This is a genomic window from Actinomycetospora aurantiaca (assembly GCF_037401875.1).
In the GTDB taxonomy this organism is placed as follows: domain Bacteria; phylum Actinomycetota; class Actinomycetes; order Mycobacteriales; family Pseudonocardiaceae; genus Actinomycetospora; species Actinomycetospora aurantiaca.
Genome location: NZ_JBBEGN010000017.1, coordinates 81,328 through 100,254, shown reverse-complemented (window position 1 = coordinate 100,254; position 18,927 = coordinate 81,328). Strand labels below are relative to the sequence as shown.

Sequence of the window (18,927 nt, the reverse complement as noted above, 5' to 3'; positions counted from 1 at the left end):
GTCGCCGCGGATCGGGGAGCCGACGGTCCATGAAGGCACTCACGTGGCAGGGCCCGAACGACGTCCGGGTCCAGGAGGTCCCGGACCCGACGATCCAACAGCCGACCGATGCCATCGTGCGGATGACGAGCACCGCGATCTGCGGGTCGGACCTGCACCTCTACGAGGTGCTCGGACCGTTCCTCGACAAGGGCGACATCCTCGGCCACGAGCCGATGGGCGTCGTCGAGGAGGTCGGGTCGGAGACCGGCGACCTCGCCGTCGGCGACCGCGTGGTGATCCCGTTCAACATCTCCTGCGGACACTGCTGGATGTGCTCGCGGGGCTTCTACGCCCAGTGCGAGACCACGCAGAACCGCGACCAGGGCTGCGGCGCCTCGCTCTTCGGCTACACCAAGCTCTACGGGCAGGTGCCCGGGGGCCAGGCCGAGTACCTGCGGGTGCCGCAGGCGCAGTTCGGGCCGATCAAGGTCCCCGACGGCCCGCCGGACGAGCGCTTCCTCTACCTCTCCGACGTGCTGCCCACGGCGTGGCAGGCCGTCGTGTACGCCGACATCCCCGAGGGCGGCAGCGTCGCGGTGTTCGGGCTCGGCCCGATCGGGCAGATGGCCGCGCGCATCGCGAAGCACCTGGGATTCCGGGTCATCGCGGTGGACTCCGTGCCGGAGCGGATCGCGATGGCCGCACGCCACGGCATCGAGACCGTGAACGGCGCGCAGACCGACGTCACGCGCGCGATCCGGGACCGCACCGACGGCCGCGGCACGGACTGCGCCATCGAGGCCGTCGGGATGGAGGCGCACGGCTCGCCGGTCGCGCAGGGCCTGCAGAAGGTCGCCTCGAAGCTGCCGGACGCGATCTCCGCGCCGCTGATGTCGGTGGCCGGCGTCGACCGGACCGCCGCCCTCGTCGGGTGCGTCGACGCGGTGCGCCGCGCCGGCACGATCTCGATCTCCGGGGTCTACGGCGGCATGGCCGACCCGCTGCCGATGCTGCAGATGTTCGACAAGGGCATCCGCCTCGCCATGGGACAGGCGCACGTCAAGCGCTGGATCCCGGACATCCTGCCGCTGCTCACCGACGACGACCCGCTCGGCGTCCACGACCTGGAGACCCACGCCCTGCCGCTGGACGAGGCCCCGCACGGCTACGACATCTTCCAGAAGAAGCAGGACGGGGCGATCAAGGTCGTGCTGAAGCCGTAGAGGAGGTGGCTGCGCCTCGTGAGTACTTTTCCGTGTCCTGACACGGATCAGTACTCACAGGCGTTTGCGCACCTCCGGTGATCGCCCACCCGCACGCCGTGCTCGACGTCCTCCCCGACCCGGTCCGCGCCCCGCTCGCGGAGACACTGGACCGGCTCGCCGGGGCGCGGGACACCCCCGGTGCCTGGCGGGTGCTCGCCGCGGCCGGGGCGGACGACCTCGTCGCCGCCCGGCTCGCGGAGGCCCACCTCGACGCCACCGGGATCCTCCGGCAGCTCGGCGGCGAGCCCCCGGAGGCCGGCTCGCTGTGGGGCGTGTGGGCGGCGCAGGCCCGGCACACCGGTGTCACCGCACGCGAGGACCCGGAGGGCTGGAAACTGCACGGCACGGTCCCCTGGTGCTCGGGCAGCGACCGCTGCACCCACGCGCTCGTCGTCGCCGGCGACCGGCTGGTCGCGGTCGCGCTCGACGACCCGACGGTGACGGCGGGCGCCGACCCGTGGGTCGGCCTCGGCATGGCCGGGACCGGCACCACCACGGTCGCGTTCGACGGAACACCGGCGCGGCCGGTCGGTGAGCCCGGGCAGTACCTCGACCGTCCCGGGTTCTGGCACGCCGCGTCCGGGGTCGCCGCGGTCTGGTTCGGCGGTGCGGTCGGCGCGGCACGCCCGCTGCGCGCGCGTCTCGCCGAGGGCCGCGGCGACGCCCACGACGCCGCCCACCTCGGCCGGGTCGACGCCGCCCTCCACGCCGCCGCGTCGGTCCTGCGCGACGCCGCAGCCGCCGCGGACGCCGACACGGACGGCGTCCCGGCCGCCCGCCGCCGCGCCCTCGCCGTGCGCGCGACCGTCGAGACCGCCGTCGAGACCGCCCTGCGCAGCACCGCACGCGCGACCGGACCGGGCCCGCTGGCGCACGACGCCGCGCACGCCCGGCACGTCGCCGACCTCGAGGTCTACGTCCGCCAGAGCCATGCCGAGCGCGACCTCGCCACGCTCGGCACCCTCGCCGTCGACCAGCCGGAGGTGGCGCTGTGACCGTGCGGGACCTGACCGGGACCGGGACCTCGGAGGAGCGCTGGCAGTCCTCGGGCGTCCTGGACGAGCTGCCGCGGGTCGACCCGGCGGCGGTCCGGCCGCCCGGCCGGGTCGTCGTCCTCGCGCCCCATCCCGACGACGAGACCCTGGGCGCGGGCGCGACCCTCGCGGCCTGGGCCCGCGCCGGCACCGAGGTCGCGGTGCTCGCCGTCACCGACGGCGAAGCCAGCCATCCGGGGAGCCCGACCCTCTCCCCCGACGAGCTCGCGGAGCGCCGCGTCGTCGAGCGGAGCGAGGCCCTGGGCGAGCTCGGGCTCGGCGGGGCGCGGGTCGTCCGGGCCGGTCTTCCCGACGGCGGGGTGGGCCGGCACCGTTCCGGGCTGGCGGCCGCCGTCGCCGACCTCGTCGTCGCCGGGGACACGCTGCTCGCCCCCGTCGTCGGCGACGGTCACCCGGACCACGACGCCGTCGCCGAGGCCGCCACCGACGCCTCGGCGGCCGGCGTGCCGGTGCTGCGGTACGCGGTGTGGTGGTGGCACTGGGCGCGCCCGGAGGAGTTCGATCCCGCCGGCGCGGTCGCGGTGGTCCCCGACGACGCGGCGCGCCGGGCCAAGCGGGCCGCGGTCGCGCGGTTCACGACGCAGGTCGCGCCGCTGTCCGACGACCCCGCGGACGCGGCGATCCTCCCGGCACCGGTGCTCGACCGGCTGCTGCGCGCCGACGAGGTGCTGTGGCGGTGAGCGGGGACGCCGCGAGCCTCCCCCGGGCCCACTTCGACGACCTGTGGGCCGGCGAGCAGGACCCGTGGGGCCTGGAGTCGTCCTGGTACGAGGACCGCAAGCGGGCCCTGGTGCTGGCCGCCCTGCCCGAGGCGGAGTACCGGCGCGCCGCCGAGCCCGGGTGCGCCGGCGGCGCGCTGTCGGTGCTGCTCGCGCCACGCTGCGCGGAGCTGGTGTGCACCGACGTCAGCGACACCGCCGTCGAGCGGGCCCGCAGCCGGCTGGCCGGGTTCGACCACGTCCGCGTGGAGCGGACCGACGCGTTCCCTCCCGGCCGCTTCGACCTCGTCGTCGTCTCCGAGCTGGCGTACTACTTCGGACGGGCGGACCGGGAGCGGTTCTGGGCGACGGTCGTCGACGCGCTCGAGCCGGGCGGGACGCTCGTCGCCGTGCACTGGGTGCGTGAGGCCCCGGAGTACCCGGTGGACGGGGGGCGGGTGCACGACGAGCTCGCGGTCGTCCCGGGCCTGGGGCGGGTCGCGGAGCACCGCGAGGACGACTTCCGGCTGGACGTGTACGCCCGGGTGCCCCCGTCGGCGCGCTCGGTCGCGCAGCGGGTGGGTCTGCGATGACGGTGCTCGGCGTCGTGGTGCCGGTCCACGACGAGCAGGAGCTGCTCGGGGGCTGCCTCGACGCGGTCGCGCGGGCCGCCCGCTGGGTGCGCGGCCGCGCGAGCGTCCGCACGGTCGTCGTGCTCGACTCGTGCCGGGACGCCAGCCGCGACATCGCCGGCGAGCACGCCGTCGAGGTCGTGTCGGTGGCCGCACGGTGCGTCGGGGTGGCGCGGGCGGCGGGCTGCCGGGCCCTGCTCGAGGGCCCCGGCGTCGTCCCCGACTGGATCGCGACCACCGACGCCGACTCGCACGTGCCGCCGGACTGGCTGCTCGCGCAGCTCTCCGCCTGCGAGCGGGGGGCGGACGCGCGCGTCGGGGCGGTGTACGTGGACGACTGGGACGACCACGCGCCGACGACGCGCGACTGGTTCCGCGACGTCTACGACGCCGCCGACGACCCGCACCCGCACGTGCACGGCGCCAACCTCGGCGTGCGCCGGGAGGCCTACGAGCGGGTCGGCGGCTTCCGCCCGCTGACCGTCGGTGAGGACGTCGCGCTGGTGACCGACCTCGACGCGGCCGGGTGCGTGGTGCACCGATCCCGCCGCAGCCCGGTGCTCACCAGCGGACGGCGGATCGCCCGCGCGAGCGGCGGGTTCGCCGCGCGCCTCGGGGAGCTGGAGGCGGGCTGACCGGCTACGGCGCGAGGCCGGAGTTCCGTCCGGAGGCCGCGGTCGTGTCGTCGAGCATGTCCCCGGCCGCCTCCGCGTCGCCGGACCCCTCGGTGGCGACCGCGCGGGCCGCGGTGGTGTCGAAGTACAGGCGGACCTCGTCGACGGCGTCGTCACCGAGGTCGAGCACCGTGATCCCGACGTAGCGCACCGGCTGCCCGTCGTGGTGGTGCCCGGTGCTGACCCACTCGAGCACCGCGCGGGAGTCGGTCTCGGTGACCGTGGTGAAGTGCGACGTGATGTCGCCGTAGGCGCGCCGGTAGGCGTCCCAGAACTCCCGGGCCCCCTCGGCGCCGGTGCTCGAGTGCGCCGCCCCCGAGCTGGTCCAGCGGGTGTCCGCGGTGGCCAGCCCGGCCATCGCCTCCGGGTCGCCCTGGTCCTCGACCGCCCGCAGCGCGTCGACGAACCGACGGGCGACGGACGAGGTCAACTGGGTCTCGGCTACGGGTGCCATGACGGCGGGGTGGTCGTCGTGCGCGGCCCGCGAAACGTGACCGACCCGTCGTCGGGAATCGGCCGTGTGGCGGCGGCGTACCGCTGGGTAGCCACCGGTCCGAGCCGTTCGCAACGACGTCAGGAGGACGACCACGATGGCCGAGAACACCCGCGACCAGGACACCTCCGCCGAGGACCTCAAGGGCCGGGTCAAGGAGGCCGTGGGCGCCGTGACCGGTGCCGACTCCGTGGCCCGCGAGGGTCAGGCGCAGCAGGGCAAGGCGTCCAAGGAGGACGAGGCCCGCCGCAAGGAGGAGGAGGCCGAGCAGGCCCGCGCCCAGGCGGAGCGCAAGTCCGCACAGGAGAAGTAGCGCGCTCCGAGAAGCCACGAGCGGGCCGTTCGTCACGATCTTTCGTGACGGACGGCCCGTTCGTCGTTCAGCGGGTCTGCTCCACCGGCCGGACCAGCACCTCGTTGATCGCCGTGCGCGGCGGGCGGGTCACGATGTAGACGATCGCGTCGGCGATGTCGTCGGCCTCGAGCACGCCCATCTCCGACGCCGACGACGCGTCCGGCGCGTTCTGCCGGCCGGTGTTGGTGAGCTCGGTGTCGACGAGGCCGGGTTCGACCAGCCCGACCCGGACGTGCTGCGGCGCGAGCTCCTGGCGCAGGGCCTCGGAGAACGCGTTCACGGCGTGCTTGGTGGCGGCGTAGACGTTGCTGCCCGGTCCGGTCACGGTGCGCCCGGCGACCGAGCTGACGGTCACGACGTCGGCGATGCCCCTCGGTCCCGACGCGGCCTCGGTGAGGTGCGAGACCGCCGCGTGGGTGGTGGCGAGGACGCCGTTGAGGTTGACGTCGACCATGGTGCGCCACTCGGAGAGGTCGGCCTCCGCGGCCGGGTCCATCGTGCCGTACCCGGCGTTGTTGACCAGGACGTCGATGCCGCCCCGGTCGCGGGCCACGGTGTCGATCGCGTCGCGCACGGCGTCGGCGTCGGTCACGTCGACCTCGTGCACCTCGGCGTTCTCCCCGAGCTCCCGCGCGAGGTCCTCGAGCTTGTCCCGGCGCCGCGCGAACAGCGCGACGCGTGCACCCTCGGCGGCGAGGGCGCGTGCGGTGGCGTTGCCGATCCCGCTCGATGCTCCGGTGACCACCGCGGTCGTCCCGTCCAGTCGTCCTGTCATGACGGCGGGTCCCCGACCGACGTGATCCACTCACCGGATGCTCGAGGTGGTCCTTCTCATCGGTCTGCAGGCGTGTGGGAAGACGACGTTCTACGCCTCGACGTTGGCCGGCACCCACGCGCTCGTGTCGAAGGACGCCATGCCGCGCTCGGCCCGGCACCGGGAGGCGCGTCTGCTCCGGGAGCTCGCCGCGCTGCTCGACGAGGGCCGCTCGGTGTGCGTCGACAACACGCAGCCCTCGGCGGCGGAACGCGCCGGCGTGATCGCGACGGCGCGGGAGGCCGGCGCGCGGGTGGTGGGCCACTGGTGGCGGCCGGACCTCCCGCTGTCGCTGGAGCGCAACGCCCGGCGCGCCGAGCCGGTGCCGGAGGTGGGCCTCTACGCCGCGGCCTCGCGGTGGGAGGACCCGGTCCTCGATGAGGGCTTCGACGAGCTCGTCGAGCACCCCTGAGCGGGTTTCGTCGGTCCCCGACCCGGGTCATCCGGCCGACCGTGACGAGCCCCCTCCCGTCCGGCGACTCCGAGCGCGCCGACGCCGTCGTCGTGGGCTCCGGGCACAACGGGCTCGTCGCCGCGAACCTGCTCGCGGACGCCGGGTGGCACGTCCGGGTCCTCGAGGCGGCCGACACCCCGGGCGGGTCGACCCGCAGTGCGGAGCTGGCCGCGCCCGGTTTCGTCACCGACCTGGGCAGCGCCTTCCACCCGCTCGGCGCCGCGTCGCCGGTGATGCGCGGGCTCGACCTGGAGCGGCACGGGCTGCGGTGGAGCCACGCCCCGGTCGCCCTCGCGCACGTGCTGCCCGACGACCGCGCCGCCGTGCTCTCGCGTAATCTCGACGTCACCGCGGACTCGGTGGACACGTTCGCCCCCGGCGACGGGGACGCATGGCGGCGGCTGTTCGCCCAGTGGCGGGAGCTGCGCGAACCGCTGCTCGGGGCGCTGCTCGCGCCGTTCCCGCCGGTGCGGGGCGGGCTCCGTCTGCTGCGCGAGGTCGGGACCCCGGACCTGCTGCGGCTGATCCGGCGCCTGGTCCTGCCCGCGGTGCGGTTCGGGGCCGAGGAGTTCCGCGGGGAGGGCGCCCGCGTGCTGGTCGCGGGCAACGCGATGCACGCCGACATCCCGCCGTCCGGGGCCGGGAGCACCGCGTTCGGCTGGTTGCTCGCGATGCTCGCGCAGGACGTGGGGTTCCCGGTCCCGGTGGGCGGTTCCGGCGCGCTCGCGCAGGCCCTGGTCGCCCGGTTGGAGACGCGCGGCGGGCGGGTCGAGGTCGGGCGCCCCGTGACCGAGGTGGTGGTCGAGCGCGGTCGGGCGGTCGGGGTGCGCGACGCCGCCGGTGGCACGGTGCGCGCCGACCACGCGGTGCTCGCCGACGTCCCTGCCCCGATCCTGTTCCGCGACCTCGTCGGGCCCGAGCACCTGCCGGTCCGGATGCGCGACGACCTCGACCGGTTCGAGTACGACCTCGCCACGCTCAAGGTCGACTGGGCGCTGTCGGAGCCCGTGCCGTGGACCGCTCGGGGCGCCCGCTCGGCAGGCACCGTGCACGTCGGGGCGGACACCGAGGGGCTCGTCGACCTGAGTGCCGACCTCGTCGCGGGACGCGTCCCGGCGACGCCGTACCTGATCCTCGGGCAGCTGACGACGGCCGACCCGACGCGCTCCCCGGCGGGCACCGAGTCGCTGTGGGGCTACACCCGGGTGCCGCACGACGCGCTGCGCGAGCCCGGTGCCGTGGACGCGCACGTGCGGCGGATGGAGGCTCGGCTCGAGCGGCACGCGCCCGGCTTCCGCGACCTCGTCGTCGGGAGGGCGGTCTCCGAGCCGGACGACCTCACGCAGCAGAACCCGGGGCTCGTCCGCGGCGCCCTGATGGCGGGGACCGCGGGGCTGCACCAGCAGCTCGTGTTCCGGCCGACCCCGGGACTCGGTCGTGCCGACACCCCGGTCGACCGGTTGTTCCTGGCGGGCGCCTCGGCCCATCCGGGCGGTGCGGTGCACGGTGGTCCCGGGGCGGCCGCGGCGCAGGCGGCCACCGCACGTGCGGGTCGACTGGGTCCCGCCTATGCGGCGCTGATCCGGGCCGGGCACCGGGTCGTCCACGGGTCGCCGGATTGAGCGAAGGGCCCGTTCGGTCGACGAGATCGAGCGGTGGGGCCCTTCGCTCGTCGGGGGTGCGCACGGGCGAGGGGCGCCCATGGCCCGTCTAGTCGACCGGAGGTGCCCTTCGCTCGAACCGGTGGAGCGGCGCCGCGCTCAGCGGTCCGCCGGCTGGTGGTCGGTCTCCGCCCGGCGGGTGAGCGTGGTGAGCGCCCGGAACCACGACGGCTGCTCGGGCAGCGTCCAGCCGGGACGCGGCTCCCCCGGGTCCTCCCCGGAGCCGGGCAGCAGCCGCGAGATCACGCCCGAGAGCCGCGTCGTCAGCCCCGGCGCCACCCCGTGCAGCCGTGCGCCGACCATCGCGGCGGGTGTCAGGAAGCGTTCGGCCCGCCCGGACAGCGTGGCCGACACGATGCGCCGGGCGGCGTGCGGAGCGCTCGTCGAGATGACCGGCAGGCTGTCCAGCGCCGCGAACCAGCGGTACTCCGGCTCCCGGTCGCCGGCGACGAGCGCCTGGCGGGGCGAGCCGGTGCGCAGCAGCCCGGGCATCAGCGTCGTCACGGAGACGCCGTGCGGGGCGAGCTCGGTGCGCAGCGCCTCGGCGAAGCCGCGCACCGCGAACTTCCCGGCCGTGTAGGGCAGCAGGTGGGGCACGGGCACCGCACCGCCGACCGAGCTGACGATCCCGATCCGCCCGGACCCGCGTCGGCGCATCGACTCCGCCGCGCGCAGCACCGGGTACACGACCGGCCGGAAGACGGCGTCGTGCAGCCCGACGACGTCCGCCGTGGTGAGAGCGTCCAGCGGGCCGACCGAGATGACGCCGGCACACGCGATGACGACCTCGAGACCACCCAGCGCCTCCTCCGCGGTGTCCACGCACCGCTGCGCCTCGTCCTGCTCGGCGAGATCCGCGGGCAGGGTCGTGACGCGGGCTCCGGTCGCCTCCAGCTCGGGGCGGGCGGCCTCGAGGTCGTCCCCGGTGCGGGCGGCGACGGCCAGGTCGTAGCCGGCGCGCCCGAGCTCGGCGGCGACCAACAGGCCGAGACCGCGGCTCGCGCCGAGGACCAGTGCGCCGGGTCGCGACGTCGGGTGGGTCATCCCGGCGGGTGGACGACGGACCCGCCGGGACAAACGTGGTGTCAGCTCGCCGGCACGCCCGGCCACGTCGCGACCCGCAGCTCCAGCCGGCCGTCGCGCACCCGGGCGGGGAACACCGCGGCCGGCGCGGTCGCCGGGCCGCGCATGACCCGCCCGTCGCGCAGCCGGAAGACGCTGCCGTGCCAGGGGCACTCCACGCACCGGTCGCCGTCGGCGTCGGTCAGCGCGCCGTCGGACAGCGGCGCCGAGGCGTGCGGGCAGCGCTCGCCGAGCGCCTCGACCTGGTCCCCCCGGCGCACCACGACGACGCGCACCCCGCCGACGTCGCGACCCACCGGCTCGCCCTCGGGCAGCTCGGTGAACGACCCGGCGTCGGCCCAGTCCTCCGGGCCGATGTGCGGGTAGTCCTCGGCGTGGTTCGCGCCGAGGGCCTGGTGGTAGCTCAGATGGCCGCCGAGCACCGCGCCGGCGGACCCCGCGGCGAGCGCCGCCCAGCCCAGGAGCGCGCCCCGGGTGCTCCGCCCGCGGAGCCGGGCCGCGAGGGACGCGACGTAGCCGGTGATCATCGTGATGTTCGCGGCGGCGTGGACGATGCCGACACGCTGCTGCTCCTCGTGGGCCTGCGAGTAGTCGGCCCAGCCGGACGCCGCGGTGGGGCCCGCCGCGAGCAGGCCGACCCCGATCAGCGCGGTGGCCGGGCGACGGGTCCGCGGCAGGATGTCGAGGAGGCCGGCGGACAGGAAGCTGCCGAAGCTGAGCTGCGCGAGGGCGGGGTGCAGCGGGTGGCCGATCGGGACGCCGTGCAGCACGTCCGCGACCTTCTGGTTCGTGAGCACCCGGTTGACGAGGTCACGGGCAGGCGCCGCGACCCGGTCGAGGGCCTGTGAGCGGGCGATCCGGTCGATGTCGTCGAAAGGGCGCACGGGCGTCCCTCGCTTCCGGTGTGGTGGTGGTCCGCCCGGAGTGCCCGAGCAGGACCCGCCACCACACCTGGTGATCAGCCGCGCTCGGCCCGGTCGTCGCGCTGCCCCTCCGCGCCGGGGTCGTCGGTGCGGTTGTTCGGGTACGGCTCCGGCCCGGGCGGCGGCTCCACGATCCGGGCGCTGAACAGCATCATCATGACGAAGCCGAGCAGCGCCAGCGCGATGTGCAGGAAGTGGTCGGGGCCGTTGAGCTGCAGCCAGCCCGGCTGCGGGACGTTCCCGCCGGCCGTGAGCCCCATCAGGTAGATCACCAGGTAGAGCACCACCTGGGTGACGGTCCACCGGCGCGACCACCGGCGCTTGACGGCCGCCGCCGTTCCGAGCACCGCGGTGGCGGCCAGCAGCACGGCGTGCGCCGGGGTGATCAGCAGGTTGAGCACCGTGGCCGGGCTGCCCGACGTCGCGAGGACGACGACGGCCCAGACGACGATCACGGCGAGCACCACGCTCTGCCCGAGCAGCAGCGAGGTCGCGATCCGGCCCAGGAACCCCTCGTGCGGCACCGACGGGATCGGGTTGCCCTGCTCGTCGCGGCCCGACGGGACGTAGGGGCCGGTGGCGGAGCGGCCCGCGCGGTCGTGGACCGACGAGCGCCCGGGCGCGTCGGTCTGCGTCGCGGGGTCGTACTGCGTGGAACGCTCGCTCATGCCGATGGGGAACCCGGTCCGCCCCATCGGCCACACCGGCCGTCAGGAACCCCCGATCCCGGCGCGCCGCCGGTAGGACTCGACGAACTCCGGCAGCGCCGGCCCGCGGGGCCGCCGGCCGGCCACGACGTCGCAGGTCCCGGTCTTGGTGTCCATGATGTGGACGTTCGGGTCCAACGAGATGCCGAGGATCTCGTTCGCCGCGTCGCCGGTGACCAGGCCGTTCGGTCCCCAGTGCCACGGCAGGCCGATCTGCTGCACGACGCGCCCGTCGATACGCAGCGGTTTCATCCGCTCCGTCACGACCACGCGGGCCTCGATCGCCGAGCGGGCCGTGACGATCGTGGCCCACCCGGTGTGCTCGAGACCCCGCTCCGCCGCGAGGGCCGGGGACACCTCGACGAACATCTCGGGGGCCAGCTCCGCGAGGTACGGCGTCCAGCGGCTCATGCCGCCCGCCGTGTGGTGCTCGGCGATGCGGAACGTCGTGAAGGCGTACGGGTAGACGTCGGCCCCGGACTCCCCGTCCGGCGGGTTGTACCGGTTGTCGGGGCGGTCGAACCGCTGCCGGGCCGGGTTCGCCCGGGTCCCCGGGTGGAGGGCGTTGCGGGTCGGCGCCTCCTCCGGCTCGTAGTGCACCGGCAGCGGCCCGTCGGCGAGCCCGGTCGGTGCGTAGAGCCAGGCCCGGCCGTCGGCCTGCATGATGAACGGCTCGTCCCCGCCGATCGCGTCCTGCGCCCGCGCACCCTCCGGGGGCCGGTACGACGGCGGCTTGTCCGCCTCGAAGTCCGGGACGTCGTGCCCGGTCCAGCGCTGCGCCTCCTCGTCCCACCAGACATAGGCCTTGCGCTCGCTCCACGGCCGTCCCTCGGGGTCGGCCGAGGCCCGGTTGTAGAGCACGCGCCGGTTCATCGGCCACGCCCAGCCCCACTCCAGCGCGGCCGGGCTCTCCCCGCCGGCCGGCTCCCGGCGGGCGGCCTGGTTGACCCCGTCGGCGTACACGCCGGAGTAGATCCAGCAGCCGCAGGCGGTGGACCCGTCGTCGTGCAGGGAGGTGTAGCCGTCCACCGGCGCGCCGTCGGCGACGCGGTAGCCCGAGATCTCGGCGAGGACGGCGTGCGCGTCCGGGTCGCCGTGCGGCCCCTCGGTCGGGTAGTTCCAGGTCAGATGCTTGATCGGCAGGTCCCGCGCGAGCTCGGAGTCCGCGAGCCGCGCCCGGATGCGGTGCCCCAGTTCGTGGACGAACCACAGGTCGCTGCGGGCGTCGCCCGGCGGCTGCACCGCCTGGTGGCGCCACTGCAGCAGGCGCTGGGTGTTGGTGAACGAGCCGGCCTTCTCGACGTGCGTGGCCGCCGGGAGCAGGAACACCTCGGTGTCGATGTCCTCGGTGCGCATCTCCCCGGTCTCGATCTCCGGGCCGTTCTTCCAGAAGGTCGCCGTCTCGATCTCCTGGAGGTCCCGGACGACGAGCCAGCGCAGGGCGGCGAGCCCGTGCCGCTGCTGCTTGGAGTTGGTGGTGCCGACGGCGGGGTTCTCGCCCAGGACGAAGTACCCCTCGCAGTGCCCGTCGATCATGTTCAGCACCGTCGTGAAGGTGCTGTGGTCGTCGTCGATGCGCGGCATCCAGCCGAAGCCGTACTCGTTGTCCGCCGTGGCGGCGTCGCCGTACCAGGCCTTGAGCAGGCTCACGACGTAGGCCCGCATGTTGCCCCAGAAACCCTTCGTCGCGGCGTCGGCCTCGACGAAGTCGTCGAGGTGCATCCGCGTGTGCTTGTGCGGCATCGGGATGTAGCCGGGCAGCAGGTCGTACAGCGTCGGGATGTCCGTCGAGCCCTGGATCGTGGCGTGCCCGCGCAGCGCCATGATCCCGCCGCCGGGGCGGCCCATGTTGCCCAGCAGGGCCTGGAGGATCGAGGCACAGCGGATGTACTGCACGCCGACGGTGTGCTGGGTCCAGCCCACCGAGTAGACCCACATCGTCGTGCGCTCGCGCCCGGAGTTCGCGCAGATCGCCTCGGCGACCTGGGTGAACTGCTCCGGACGCATCCCGCACACCCGCGAGACCATCTCCGGGGTGTAGCGGGCGAAGTGCCGCTTGAGCACCTGGTAGACGCAGCGCGGGTGCTGGAGCGTGTCGTCCCGGACGGGCTCGCCGGAGAACCGCGCCCCGCCGACGCCCGCGCTCTCGGACTGCCCGAGCAGGTGGGTCACGCGGTGCGACTCGATGCGCGCCTGCGGGGCGTGCGCGTCGGAGTCCCACAGGTCCCGATCGCCGGAGGCCGCCGCCACGTCGGTGCCCTCGTACTGCCAGCTGGAGGTGTCGTAGTTGGCGGTCGACGGATCCCAGCCGGAGAACAGCCCGTCGTCGTCACCCGCGTCGACGAACTCCTCGCGGACGAGCATCGGCGCGTTGGTGAAGGCGACCACGTACTCGCGGAAGTCGCGGTCGTGCTGGAGCACGTGGTTGATCAGGCCGCCGAGGAACGCGATGTCGGTCCCGGGACGGATCGGCACGTGCGCGTCCGCGACGGCGCTCGTGCGGGTGAAGCGCGGGTCGACGTGGATGATCGTCGCGCCGCGGCGCTTGGCCTCCATGACCCACTGGAAGCCCACCGGGTGGGCCTCCGCCATGTTCGAGCCCTCCAGGACGACGCAGTCGGCCTGCGCGATGTCCTGCTGGGTGTTGGTGGCGCCGCCGCGCCCGAAGCTGGTCCCCAGACCGGGGACGGTGGAGGAGTGTCAAATGCGCGCCTGGTTCTCCACCTGGACGGCGCCGATCGCGGTGTAGAGCTTCTTGAGGAGGTAGTTCTCCTCGTTGTCCAGCGTGGCCCCGCCGAGGTGCGCGAGCCCGAGGGTGCGGTTCAGCACGCGACCCTCGTCGTCGGTGTCCTGCCAGGTCCGGGCGCGGGTGTCGACGACGCGATCGGCGATCATGTCCATCGCCGTGTCGAGATCGAGGTCCTCCCAGTCGGTGCCGCCGGGACGCCGGTAGCGGACCTTGGTCAACCGCGTCGGCGAGGTGACCAACGACAGGCTCGACGAGCCACGGGGGCAGAGCCGGCCGCGGCTGATCGGGGAGTCCGGGTCGCCCTCGATCTGGGTGACCCGACCCTCCTTCGAGTAGACCCGCTGCCCGCAGCCGACCGCGCAGAACGGGCAGATCGACCGCGTGACGGTGTCGGCCTCGTCGGTGCGGGCCCTCCACGGATCCGGCGCGTTCGACCGCGCGGCGTCCCCGCGGCCGAGGGGGTCCGCGCCGGTGAGCTGGCGGAACACCGGCCAACGACGCACGAGGGACAACGGATCCACGGGGACCTCCGGACGACGGGTGGTCGGTCCGGCTGGGGAGGTCAACCGCACCGGGGATGCTCCCAGGCGCGGCGCCTCCGCGCAGATCAGTGCTTCATGACGGGCTCCGTGCCCAGCCAGTCGGCGTAGTCGGCCGGGAGCTGGCTGGTGAAGTTCTGCCACTCGCCGTCGGTCAGCGCGCTCTCGAGACCCTTGGCGATCGCGCGGGCGTGCTGGCGGGCCTGCGCCGTCGTGACGTCGCCGCCCTGCTGGGACGCGATCCGCTCGTAGAACGTCGAGACGTCGAACTGCTCGCCGCCGCCCTCGCTGGGCAGCTGCTCCTTCAGCCCGGCGGGGAGCTGGGCGGCGAGGTCCTTGGCCTCGCCCCCGGCGAGCCGCTGGCCGAGGACGGTCAGCGTCGCCTGCAGGGCGCGCTCGGCGGCCTCGTTGTCCAGGCCCGTGCTCTCGCGGACCGCGCTGACGAACTCGTGCTGCTGCATACTGTTCCTCTCCGCTCGTCGGTGTCGGAGCGCGCGGGTGCCCGGCGCGCGACGGGACGCACACGTCCCGGTCGGTACGCACCGCCGCCTTCTCATCACCCCTGGTGACCATGGACGCCGCTCCGCTACGCTCGCCGGCGATCCGGAGTTGACGTCCCGCAGCTCGCCGCCGATCTCCGCGCGACGAGGGGTACTCCGTGAACGACACCGATCCACCGGTGCGGCCGACCATCGGCATCGACGTCGGTCCCCGGTCGATCCTGGTCCGCATGCAGGGCGATCTCGACGTGGCCACGGCGCCGCGTCTGGACCGCGTGCTGGACGACCTCATCGCCGAGGCGGCCCACCGGGCCGACCACGACGTCCCGAGCATGACGATCGACCTCGAGGCGGTCGGTCTGCTCAGCGCCGCGGGGATGGCGGTGCTGCTCCGCGCCCGCGGGGCCGCCGACCGGAGCGGCGTCACGTGCCGGGTCTGCGTCAACGGCCGGGCGCGGCGGGCGCTGGCGCTCACCGGGCTCGATCGGGTCCTGCTCCCGGTCCCCCTGGACCACCGGCCGGTCGTCTGATGGACACCTCGTTCGTCCGCTCTCTAGAGTGACCCGAGTCACCGGTCGGCGCTGCCGTCCCGGGGCGGCTTCACCTCGGAGGCCGCGGCTGCCCTGCACCGCGTCCCCGGGAGGTCCTCCGGTGTCCACCGTTCCACGCCCCGCCGGCCGCACGCGGCGTCCCTCGCCTCCGTCCCCACCGGTCGACGGGCAGCTCGGCGCCCTGCGCCGCACCCTCGGGACAGCACTCGGGATGCTGGGCGACCTCCGCACGCTGCATCCCGCCGTCGCCTCCGGCCACCTCGAACGCCACCTCCGCGCCGAGGTCGACCGGGCGCTGCGCGGACCGGACGCCGACAACGGGGCGATCCCCGCGGTCCGCACGGCGTGCTCGCACCTGGCCACCCGCTCCTACGAGGACGCCTACCTCGCCCTCGTCACCGCCGTCGGTCTCCTCCCGCGCCGGTCCTGAAGGCCGGCCCCGAGGGCCGGCCCTCTCAGGGCGCCGGGACGTCGCCCGGGGCCGCCGGGTGCGACGCCGCGGGGCCCTCGCCGCCCTGTCCCGTCCGGCGAGCGAGCTCCGCGCCCTGGGAGAGGTGCTGGATCACCGCGTGCAGCCGGTGGTTGCTGTCCCGCGCGGGCACCGACTCCAGGTCGGTGCTGCGCACGAGGTGCACGGTCGCCTCGAGCAGCTTGGCGATCTCGACGGCGACGTCGTGGTCGTGTTCCGACGGGCTGTCGGCCGCGTCGGCGGCCTTCTCGCCGATCGAGAGCGCCCGGCGGGCCTCCCGCAGGGCGGTGACGGCCGCTTCCTCGGCATCGCTCATGGGAGCGGAGTGTGCCCTGTCGTTGCTCCGTCCGCGCGGGCTCAGGCGGGTTGCAGCACCCGGCGGGCCCGGTGGGCGACGAGCATGCGCCGCCCGAGCAGGGCCAGCACCCCGGCGAGGACCATCGCCACCGCGGCCAGCAACCACGCGGCCGTGAACGAGACGGTGCCGACCACCAGCCCGAACCCGACCGGGCCGAGGAACCCGCCCGCGTACACCCCGACCTGGACGACGGCGGTCGCCGCGGCCGGGGCCTCCGGGTTCAGCCGCACCACCGCGAACTGCAGCAGCCCGGGCCAGGACCAGCCCAGCCCGAACCCGAGGACCACCCCGAGGACGAGGGCGACGGTCCCGGGGAGCGCCAGCAGGACGAGGCCGAGCGCGCCGACGAGCAGGCACCCGGCGACCACGGTGATGTGCCCGCCGGACCGGCGGTCGGCGTGCCATCCCAGGAGCACCCGCATGACGAGGCCGACGATGCTGCCCATCGTCAGCACGAGGCCGGCGATGCCGGGCGGGACCCCGCGGTCGACCGCGGAGGCGACGAGGAAGATGCCCAGCCCGGTGCACGCGCCCGCCCCGAGCCCGGCCGCCGCGCCGATGACGGCGAGGGCGGTGGTGGCGCGGTCGGTGTCGGCGCCGGACTCCGCGGCGCGGGCCGCCGAGCCCCGCGACGCAACGGCGAGGGCGGCCAGGGCGAGGGCGGCGGCGCAGACGTAGGACCAGCGCCAGCCGACGGTCAGCGCCAGGGCGGGGACGGCCAGCCCGGCGAGCAGCGTCGCCAGCGGCACGGACGCCTGCTTGACCCCGAACGACAGGCCGAGGCGGTGGGCCGGCATCGAGCGCGCCAACGTGAGGTTCGACGACAGCTGGCCCATGACGTTGCACCACGCCGAGCACAGCAGGATCACCGTCAGGGTGGTCAGCGACCGCGCGACGACGGCGGTGAGCAGCATCGCGACCGCGGCCCCGAGCACCGCCACCCGGCTGGTCACCCGCGACCCGAACCGCTCGACCGCCCGGCCCACCGGGAGCGACATCAGCGCGGACACCCCGAAGTAGGCGGCGACGAGCAGCCCCAGCGACGCCGGGTCGAACCCGAGCTCCGCGCCCACCTGGACCGCGGAAGCCCCGAGCAGGAACACCGGCAGCACGGTCGACGTCGTGATCGCGACCGCCCCGGCCCCGACCCGCCACGCGCTCTGCTCGCTCATCGTTGAACCACGCTAACGGACATCCCTCGCGCAGGGGCGTTTTCGTGATCCGGCCCGCGATCGGGCACTCCCGGGGGCGCATCCACGACGGGAGGTCGAGCATGGGCGGAATGATCGGCCTGGTCGCCGCGGTCGTCGGCCTCGTGATCGTCACGGCCCTGGTCCGAGCCGGGGCGCGACGCACCGGGGTGCCCGACCCCATCGCCCTGCTCCTGGTGGGCGTCGCGCTGTCCTACGTCCCCGGGCTGCCCGACTACCGCATCGACCCGGACCTGGTGCTCGTCGTCATCCTGCCGGTCCTGCTCTACGGCGCCGGGTTCGCCGCGTCGCTGCCGGCCTTCCGCATCCACCTGCGGCCGATCCTGCTCCTCGCGGTCGGGCTGACGCTCGTCAGCACCCTCGCGGTCGGCGCCGTCGCCACCGCCCTGGTGGGCGGCCTGGGCTTCGCGGCCGCCTGCGCCCTCGGCGCGGTCGTCGCCCCGCCGGACGCCGTCGCCGCCACCGCCGTGGCCCGCACCATCCGGCTGCCGCGCCGGGTCGTGGCGCTGCTCGAGGGCGAGAGCCTGTTCAACGACGCGGCCGCGCTGACCGCGCTCACCGTCGCGGTGGCGGCGGCGACCAGCGGGGCCCTGTCCTTCCCCGGCGCGGCCGGGCGGTTCCTGCTGGTCGCGCTCGGGGGCGTCGCGGTGGGCGGCGTCGTCGGGCTGGCGGTCGGCTGGGTGCGACGGCGGGTCGTCCACCCCTACACCGACGTGGTCGTCTTCCTGGTCACGCCGTTCGTGGTGTACCTGCCCGCCGAGGAGCTGGGCGTCTCCGGGCTCGTCGCGGTGGTGGTGGCGGGGCTGTACCTGGGCCACCGCTCGACGACGATCATGGAGCCGGGCTCGCGGGTCGTCACGGGGGCGGTGGGCACCGCCACCACGTGGCTGCTCGAGGGCATGGTGTTCCTGCTGGTCGGGTTGCAGCTGCGCACCGTGGTCACCGGGATCTCGGGCATGCCGCCGCTCGCCGTCGCCGGGGTGACCGCGGCGGTCGTCGTCACGATCGTGGTGGTCCGCTTCGCGTGGGTGGTGCTCACCGAGCAGGTCCTCGGCAGCGCCCTGCGCCGCCGGCACGCGTCCTGGTCGGAGTCGATCCTCACCTCCTGGGCGGGGATGCGTGGCGCGGTGTCGCTGGCCGCCGTCCTCACGCTGCCGGTCGGCTTCCCGCAGCGCGACCTGATCGTCTTCGTGACGTTCGTGGTCATCCTGGTGACGCTGCTCGGGCAGGGGGTCACGCTGCCGCTGCTGGCCCGCCGGTTGCCCGGGGCACGCCACGAGGACGTCGAGGAGGCCAAGGAGGAGGCGCGCGCCCGCCGGCTCGCCGCCGATGCGGCGCTGGAGTGCCTCGAGGGGATCGAGCGGGAGGACCCGGGCCGGGAGAACGTCGTCGAGCAGCTGCGCCGCCGCGTGAACAACCGGATGGAGGCGGCGTCCGAGGCGTTCGAGGCCGCGTCGGACGCCTTCGACGCGGACGGCGGGGCGGAGGGCGCCGGCCGGGGCGGGGCGGTGGAGTCCGTGCCGGCGGTATCGGAGGAGGACGACGAGACCGACGAGGACGGGGACGGCACCGACGACACCCGCCGTCGGGAAGGCACGCGGGAGACCTACCGCCGCTACGGGCAGGCGATGCTCCAGGCCGAACGGTCCCGCCTGCTGGCCCTGCGCGACTCCGGCACCCTCGGCGAGGAGGCCTTCGTCCGCCTCCAGCACGAGCTCGACCTCGAGCAGGCGGCCCTCACGGTGCGGTGACGC

General features: G+C 75.0%; 20 protein-coding genes. 11 read left to right on the top strand and 9 right to left on the bottom strand.

Annotated features, from left to right (window positions below; genetic code table 11):
- Positions 1-29 precede the first annotated feature (29 nt).
- The 5 genes from WCD74_RS24670 (at position 30) to WCD74_RS24650 (ending at position 4,267) form a co-directional block, all read left to right on the top strand.
- Positions 30-1,205 carry a zinc-dependent alcohol dehydrogenase gene (locus tag WCD74_RS24670; RefSeq protein ID WP_337697552.1) on the top strand — a complete coding sequence of 392 codons (1,176 nt, stop codon included), beginning with the start codon at positions 30-32 and terminating at the stop codon, positions 1,203-1,205.
- A 77-nt stretch (positions 1,206-1,282) separates the two neighbouring features.
- On the top strand, positions 1,283-2,242 hold the full coding sequence (locus WCD74_RS24665; RefSeq protein WP_337697551.1) for an acyl-CoA dehydrogenase family protein: 960 nt from the start codon (positions 1,283-1,285) through the stop codon (positions 2,240-2,242).
- Positions 2,239-2,982, top strand: coding sequence for a PIG-L deacetylase family protein (locus WCD74_RS24660; RefSeq protein ID WP_337697550.1), 744 nt, complete (start codon positions 2,239-2,241; stop codon positions 2,980-2,982). The genes WCD74_RS24665 and WCD74_RS24660 overlap by 4 nt, the downstream gene beginning before the upstream one ends.
- Positions 2,979-3,593, top strand: coding sequence for a class I SAM-dependent methyltransferase (locus WCD74_RS24655; RefSeq protein WP_337697549.1), 615 nt, complete (start codon positions 2,979-2,981; stop codon positions 3,591-3,593). The genes WCD74_RS24660 and WCD74_RS24655 overlap by 4 nt, the downstream gene beginning before the upstream one ends.
- Complete coding sequence (locus WCD74_RS24650) at positions 3,590-4,267, top strand: glycosyltransferase family 2 protein (protein ID WP_337697548.1); 678 nt, start codon at positions 3,590-3,592, stop codon at positions 4,265-4,267. Before WCD74_RS24655 ends, WCD74_RS24650 begins: the two co-directional genes overlap by 4 nt.
- Positions 4,268-4,271: 4 nt before the next feature.
- Here the strand turns inward: WCD74_RS24650 and WCD74_RS24645 are convergent, their stop codons facing one another.
- Entirely contained in the window at positions 4,272-4,760 is a 489-nt protein-coding gene (locus tag WCD74_RS24645) for a nuclear transport factor 2 family protein (protein WP_337697547.1), read from the bottom strand.
- 136 nt (positions 4,761-4,896) lie between these two features.
- Between WCD74_RS24645 and WCD74_RS24640 the strand changes: the two genes are divergently transcribed.
- Positions 4,897-5,112 (top strand): CsbD family protein, encoded by a 216-nt coding sequence (locus WCD74_RS24640; protein ID WP_337697546.1) that lies wholly within the window; start codon positions 4,897-4,899, stop codon positions 5,110-5,112.
- Positions 5,113-5,179: 67 nt separating this feature from the next.
- Here WCD74_RS24640 and WCD74_RS24635 read toward each other — a convergent pair whose 3' ends face one another.
- Positions 5,180-5,929 carry an SDR family oxidoreductase gene (locus WCD74_RS24635; RefSeq protein ID WP_337697545.1) on the bottom strand — a complete coding sequence of 250 codons (750 nt, stop codon included), beginning with the start codon at positions 5,927-5,929 and terminating at the stop codon, positions 5,180-5,182.
- Between the two features lie 37 nt (positions 5,930-5,966).
- On the opposite strand from WCD74_RS24635, the gene WCD74_RS24630 reads away from it, so the two are divergent.
- Positions 5,967-6,380 carry an AAA family ATPase gene (locus WCD74_RS24630; protein WP_337697544.1) on the top strand — a complete coding sequence of 138 codons (414 nt, stop codon included), beginning with the start codon at positions 5,967-5,969 and terminating at the stop codon, positions 6,378-6,380.
- A 41-nt stretch (positions 6,381-6,421) separates the two neighbouring features.
- Complete coding sequence (locus WCD74_RS24625) at positions 6,422-8,044, top strand: phytoene desaturase family protein (protein ID WP_337697543.1); 1,623 nt, start codon at positions 6,422-6,424, stop codon at positions 8,042-8,044.
- Positions 8,045-8,182: 138 nt separating this feature from the next.
- Here WCD74_RS24625 and WCD74_RS24620 read toward each other — a convergent pair whose 3' ends face one another.
- From WCD74_RS24620 to WCD74_RS24600, 5 genes are all read right to left on the bottom strand, one after another.
- Positions 8,183-9,127, bottom strand: a complete 945-nt coding sequence (locus WCD74_RS24620; RefSeq protein ID WP_337697542.1) for an SDR family NAD(P)-dependent oxidoreductase — start codon at positions 9,125-9,127, stop codon at positions 8,183-8,185.
- A 41-nt stretch (positions 9,128-9,168) separates the two neighbouring features.
- The gene (locus WCD74_RS24615) at positions 9,169-10,050 is read right to left on the bottom strand and encodes a Rieske (2Fe-2S) protein (RefSeq protein WP_337697541.1); all 882 of its coding nucleotides are present in this window, start codon (positions 10,048-10,050) and stop codon (positions 9,169-9,171) included.
- A gap of 74 nt (positions 10,051-10,124) precedes the next feature.
- Positions 10,125-10,757, bottom strand: coding sequence for a DUF4383 domain-containing protein (locus WCD74_RS24610; RefSeq protein ID WP_337697540.1), 633 nt, complete (start codon positions 10,755-10,757; stop codon positions 10,125-10,127).
- A gap of 42 nt (positions 10,758-10,799) precedes the next feature.
- Positions 10,800-14,066 (bottom strand): formate dehydrogenase, encoded by a 3,267-nt coding sequence (fdh, locus tag WCD74_RS24605; RefSeq protein ID WP_337697539.1) that lies wholly within the window; start codon positions 14,064-14,066, stop codon positions 10,800-10,802.
- Between the two features lie 86 nt (positions 14,067-14,152).
- Positions 14,153-14,545, bottom strand: coding sequence for a DUF2267 domain-containing protein (locus WCD74_RS24600; protein ID WP_337697538.1), 393 nt, complete (start codon positions 14,543-14,545; stop codon positions 14,153-14,155).
- 197 nt (positions 14,546-14,742) lie between these two features.
- Between WCD74_RS24600 and WCD74_RS24595 the strand changes: the two genes are divergently transcribed.
- Positions 14,743-15,114 carry an STAS domain-containing protein gene (locus WCD74_RS24595; protein WP_337697537.1) on the top strand — a complete coding sequence of 124 codons (372 nt, stop codon included), beginning with the start codon at positions 14,743-14,745 and terminating at the stop codon, positions 15,112-15,114.
- A 121-nt stretch (positions 15,115-15,235) separates the two neighbouring features.
- Positions 15,236-15,565 (top strand): hypothetical protein, encoded by a 330-nt coding sequence (locus tag WCD74_RS24590; RefSeq protein WP_337697536.1) that lies wholly within the window; start codon positions 15,236-15,238, stop codon positions 15,563-15,565.
- Positions 15,566-15,590: 25 nt separating this feature from the next.
- Here WCD74_RS24590 and WCD74_RS24585 read toward each other — a convergent pair whose 3' ends face one another.
- Entirely contained in the window at positions 15,591-15,920 is a 330-nt protein-coding gene (locus WCD74_RS24585; protein WP_337697535.1) for a hypothetical protein, read from the bottom strand.
- A 41-nt stretch (positions 15,921-15,961) separates the two neighbouring features.
- Positions 15,962-17,134 (bottom strand): MFS transporter, encoded by a 1,173-nt coding sequence (locus WCD74_RS24580; RefSeq protein ID WP_337697534.1) that lies wholly within the window; start codon positions 17,132-17,134, stop codon positions 15,962-15,964.
- Positions 17,135-17,235: 101 nt separating this feature from the next.
- Here WCD74_RS24580 and WCD74_RS24575 point away from each other — a divergent pair, with 101 nt between their 5' ends.
- Positions 17,236-18,924, top strand: coding sequence for a Na+/H+ antiporter (locus tag WCD74_RS24575; RefSeq protein ID WP_337697533.1), 1,689 nt, complete (start codon positions 17,236-17,238; stop codon positions 18,922-18,924).
- Positions 18,925-18,927: the final 3 nt, after the last annotated feature.

Coding starts and splice junctions, on each gene's coding strand:
- WCD74_RS24670 (WP_337697552.1), top strand. CDS start 30: ATGAAGGCACTCACGTGGCAGGGCCCGAACGACGTCCGGGTCCAGGAG.
- WCD74_RS24650 (WP_337697548.1), top strand. CDS start 3,590: ATGACGGTGCTCGGCGTCGTGGTGCCGGTCCACGACGAGCAGGAGCTG.
- WCD74_RS24645 (WP_337697547.1), bottom strand. CDS start 4,760: ATGGCACCCGTAGCCGAGACCCAGTTGACCTCGTCCGTCGCCCGTCGG.
- WCD74_RS24640 (WP_337697546.1), top strand. CDS start 4,897: ATGGCCGAGAACACCCGCGACCAGGACACCTCCGCCGAGGACCTCAAG.
- WCD74_RS24635 (WP_337697545.1), bottom strand. CDS start 5,929: ATGACAGGACGACTGGACGGGACGACCGCGGTGGTCACCGGAGCATCG.
- WCD74_RS24630 (WP_337697544.1), top strand. CDS start 5,967: ATGCTCGAGGTGGTCCTTCTCATCGGTCTGCAGGCGTGTGGGAAGACG.
- WCD74_RS24620 (WP_337697542.1), bottom strand. CDS start 9,127: ATGACCCACCCGACGTCGCGACCCGGCGCACTGGTCCTCGGCGCGAGC.
- WCD74_RS24610 (WP_337697540.1), bottom strand. CDS start 10,757: ATGAGCGAGCGTTCCACGCAGTACGACCCCGCGACGCAGACCGACGCG.
- WCD74_RS24600 (WP_337697538.1), bottom strand. CDS start 14,545: ATGCAGCAGCACGAGTTCGTCAGCGCGGTCCGCGAGAGCACGGGCCTG.
- WCD74_RS24585 (WP_337697535.1), bottom strand. CDS start 15,920: ATGAGCGATGCCGAGGAAGCGGCCGTCACCGCCCTGCGGGAGGCCCGC.
- WCD74_RS24580 (WP_337697534.1), bottom strand. CDS start 17,134: ATGAGCGAGCAGAGCGCGTGGCGGGTCGGGGCCGGGGCGGTCGCGATC.
- WCD74_RS24575 (WP_337697533.1), top strand. CDS start 17,236: ATGGGCGGAATGATCGGCCTGGTCGCCGCGGTCGTCGGCCTCGTGATC.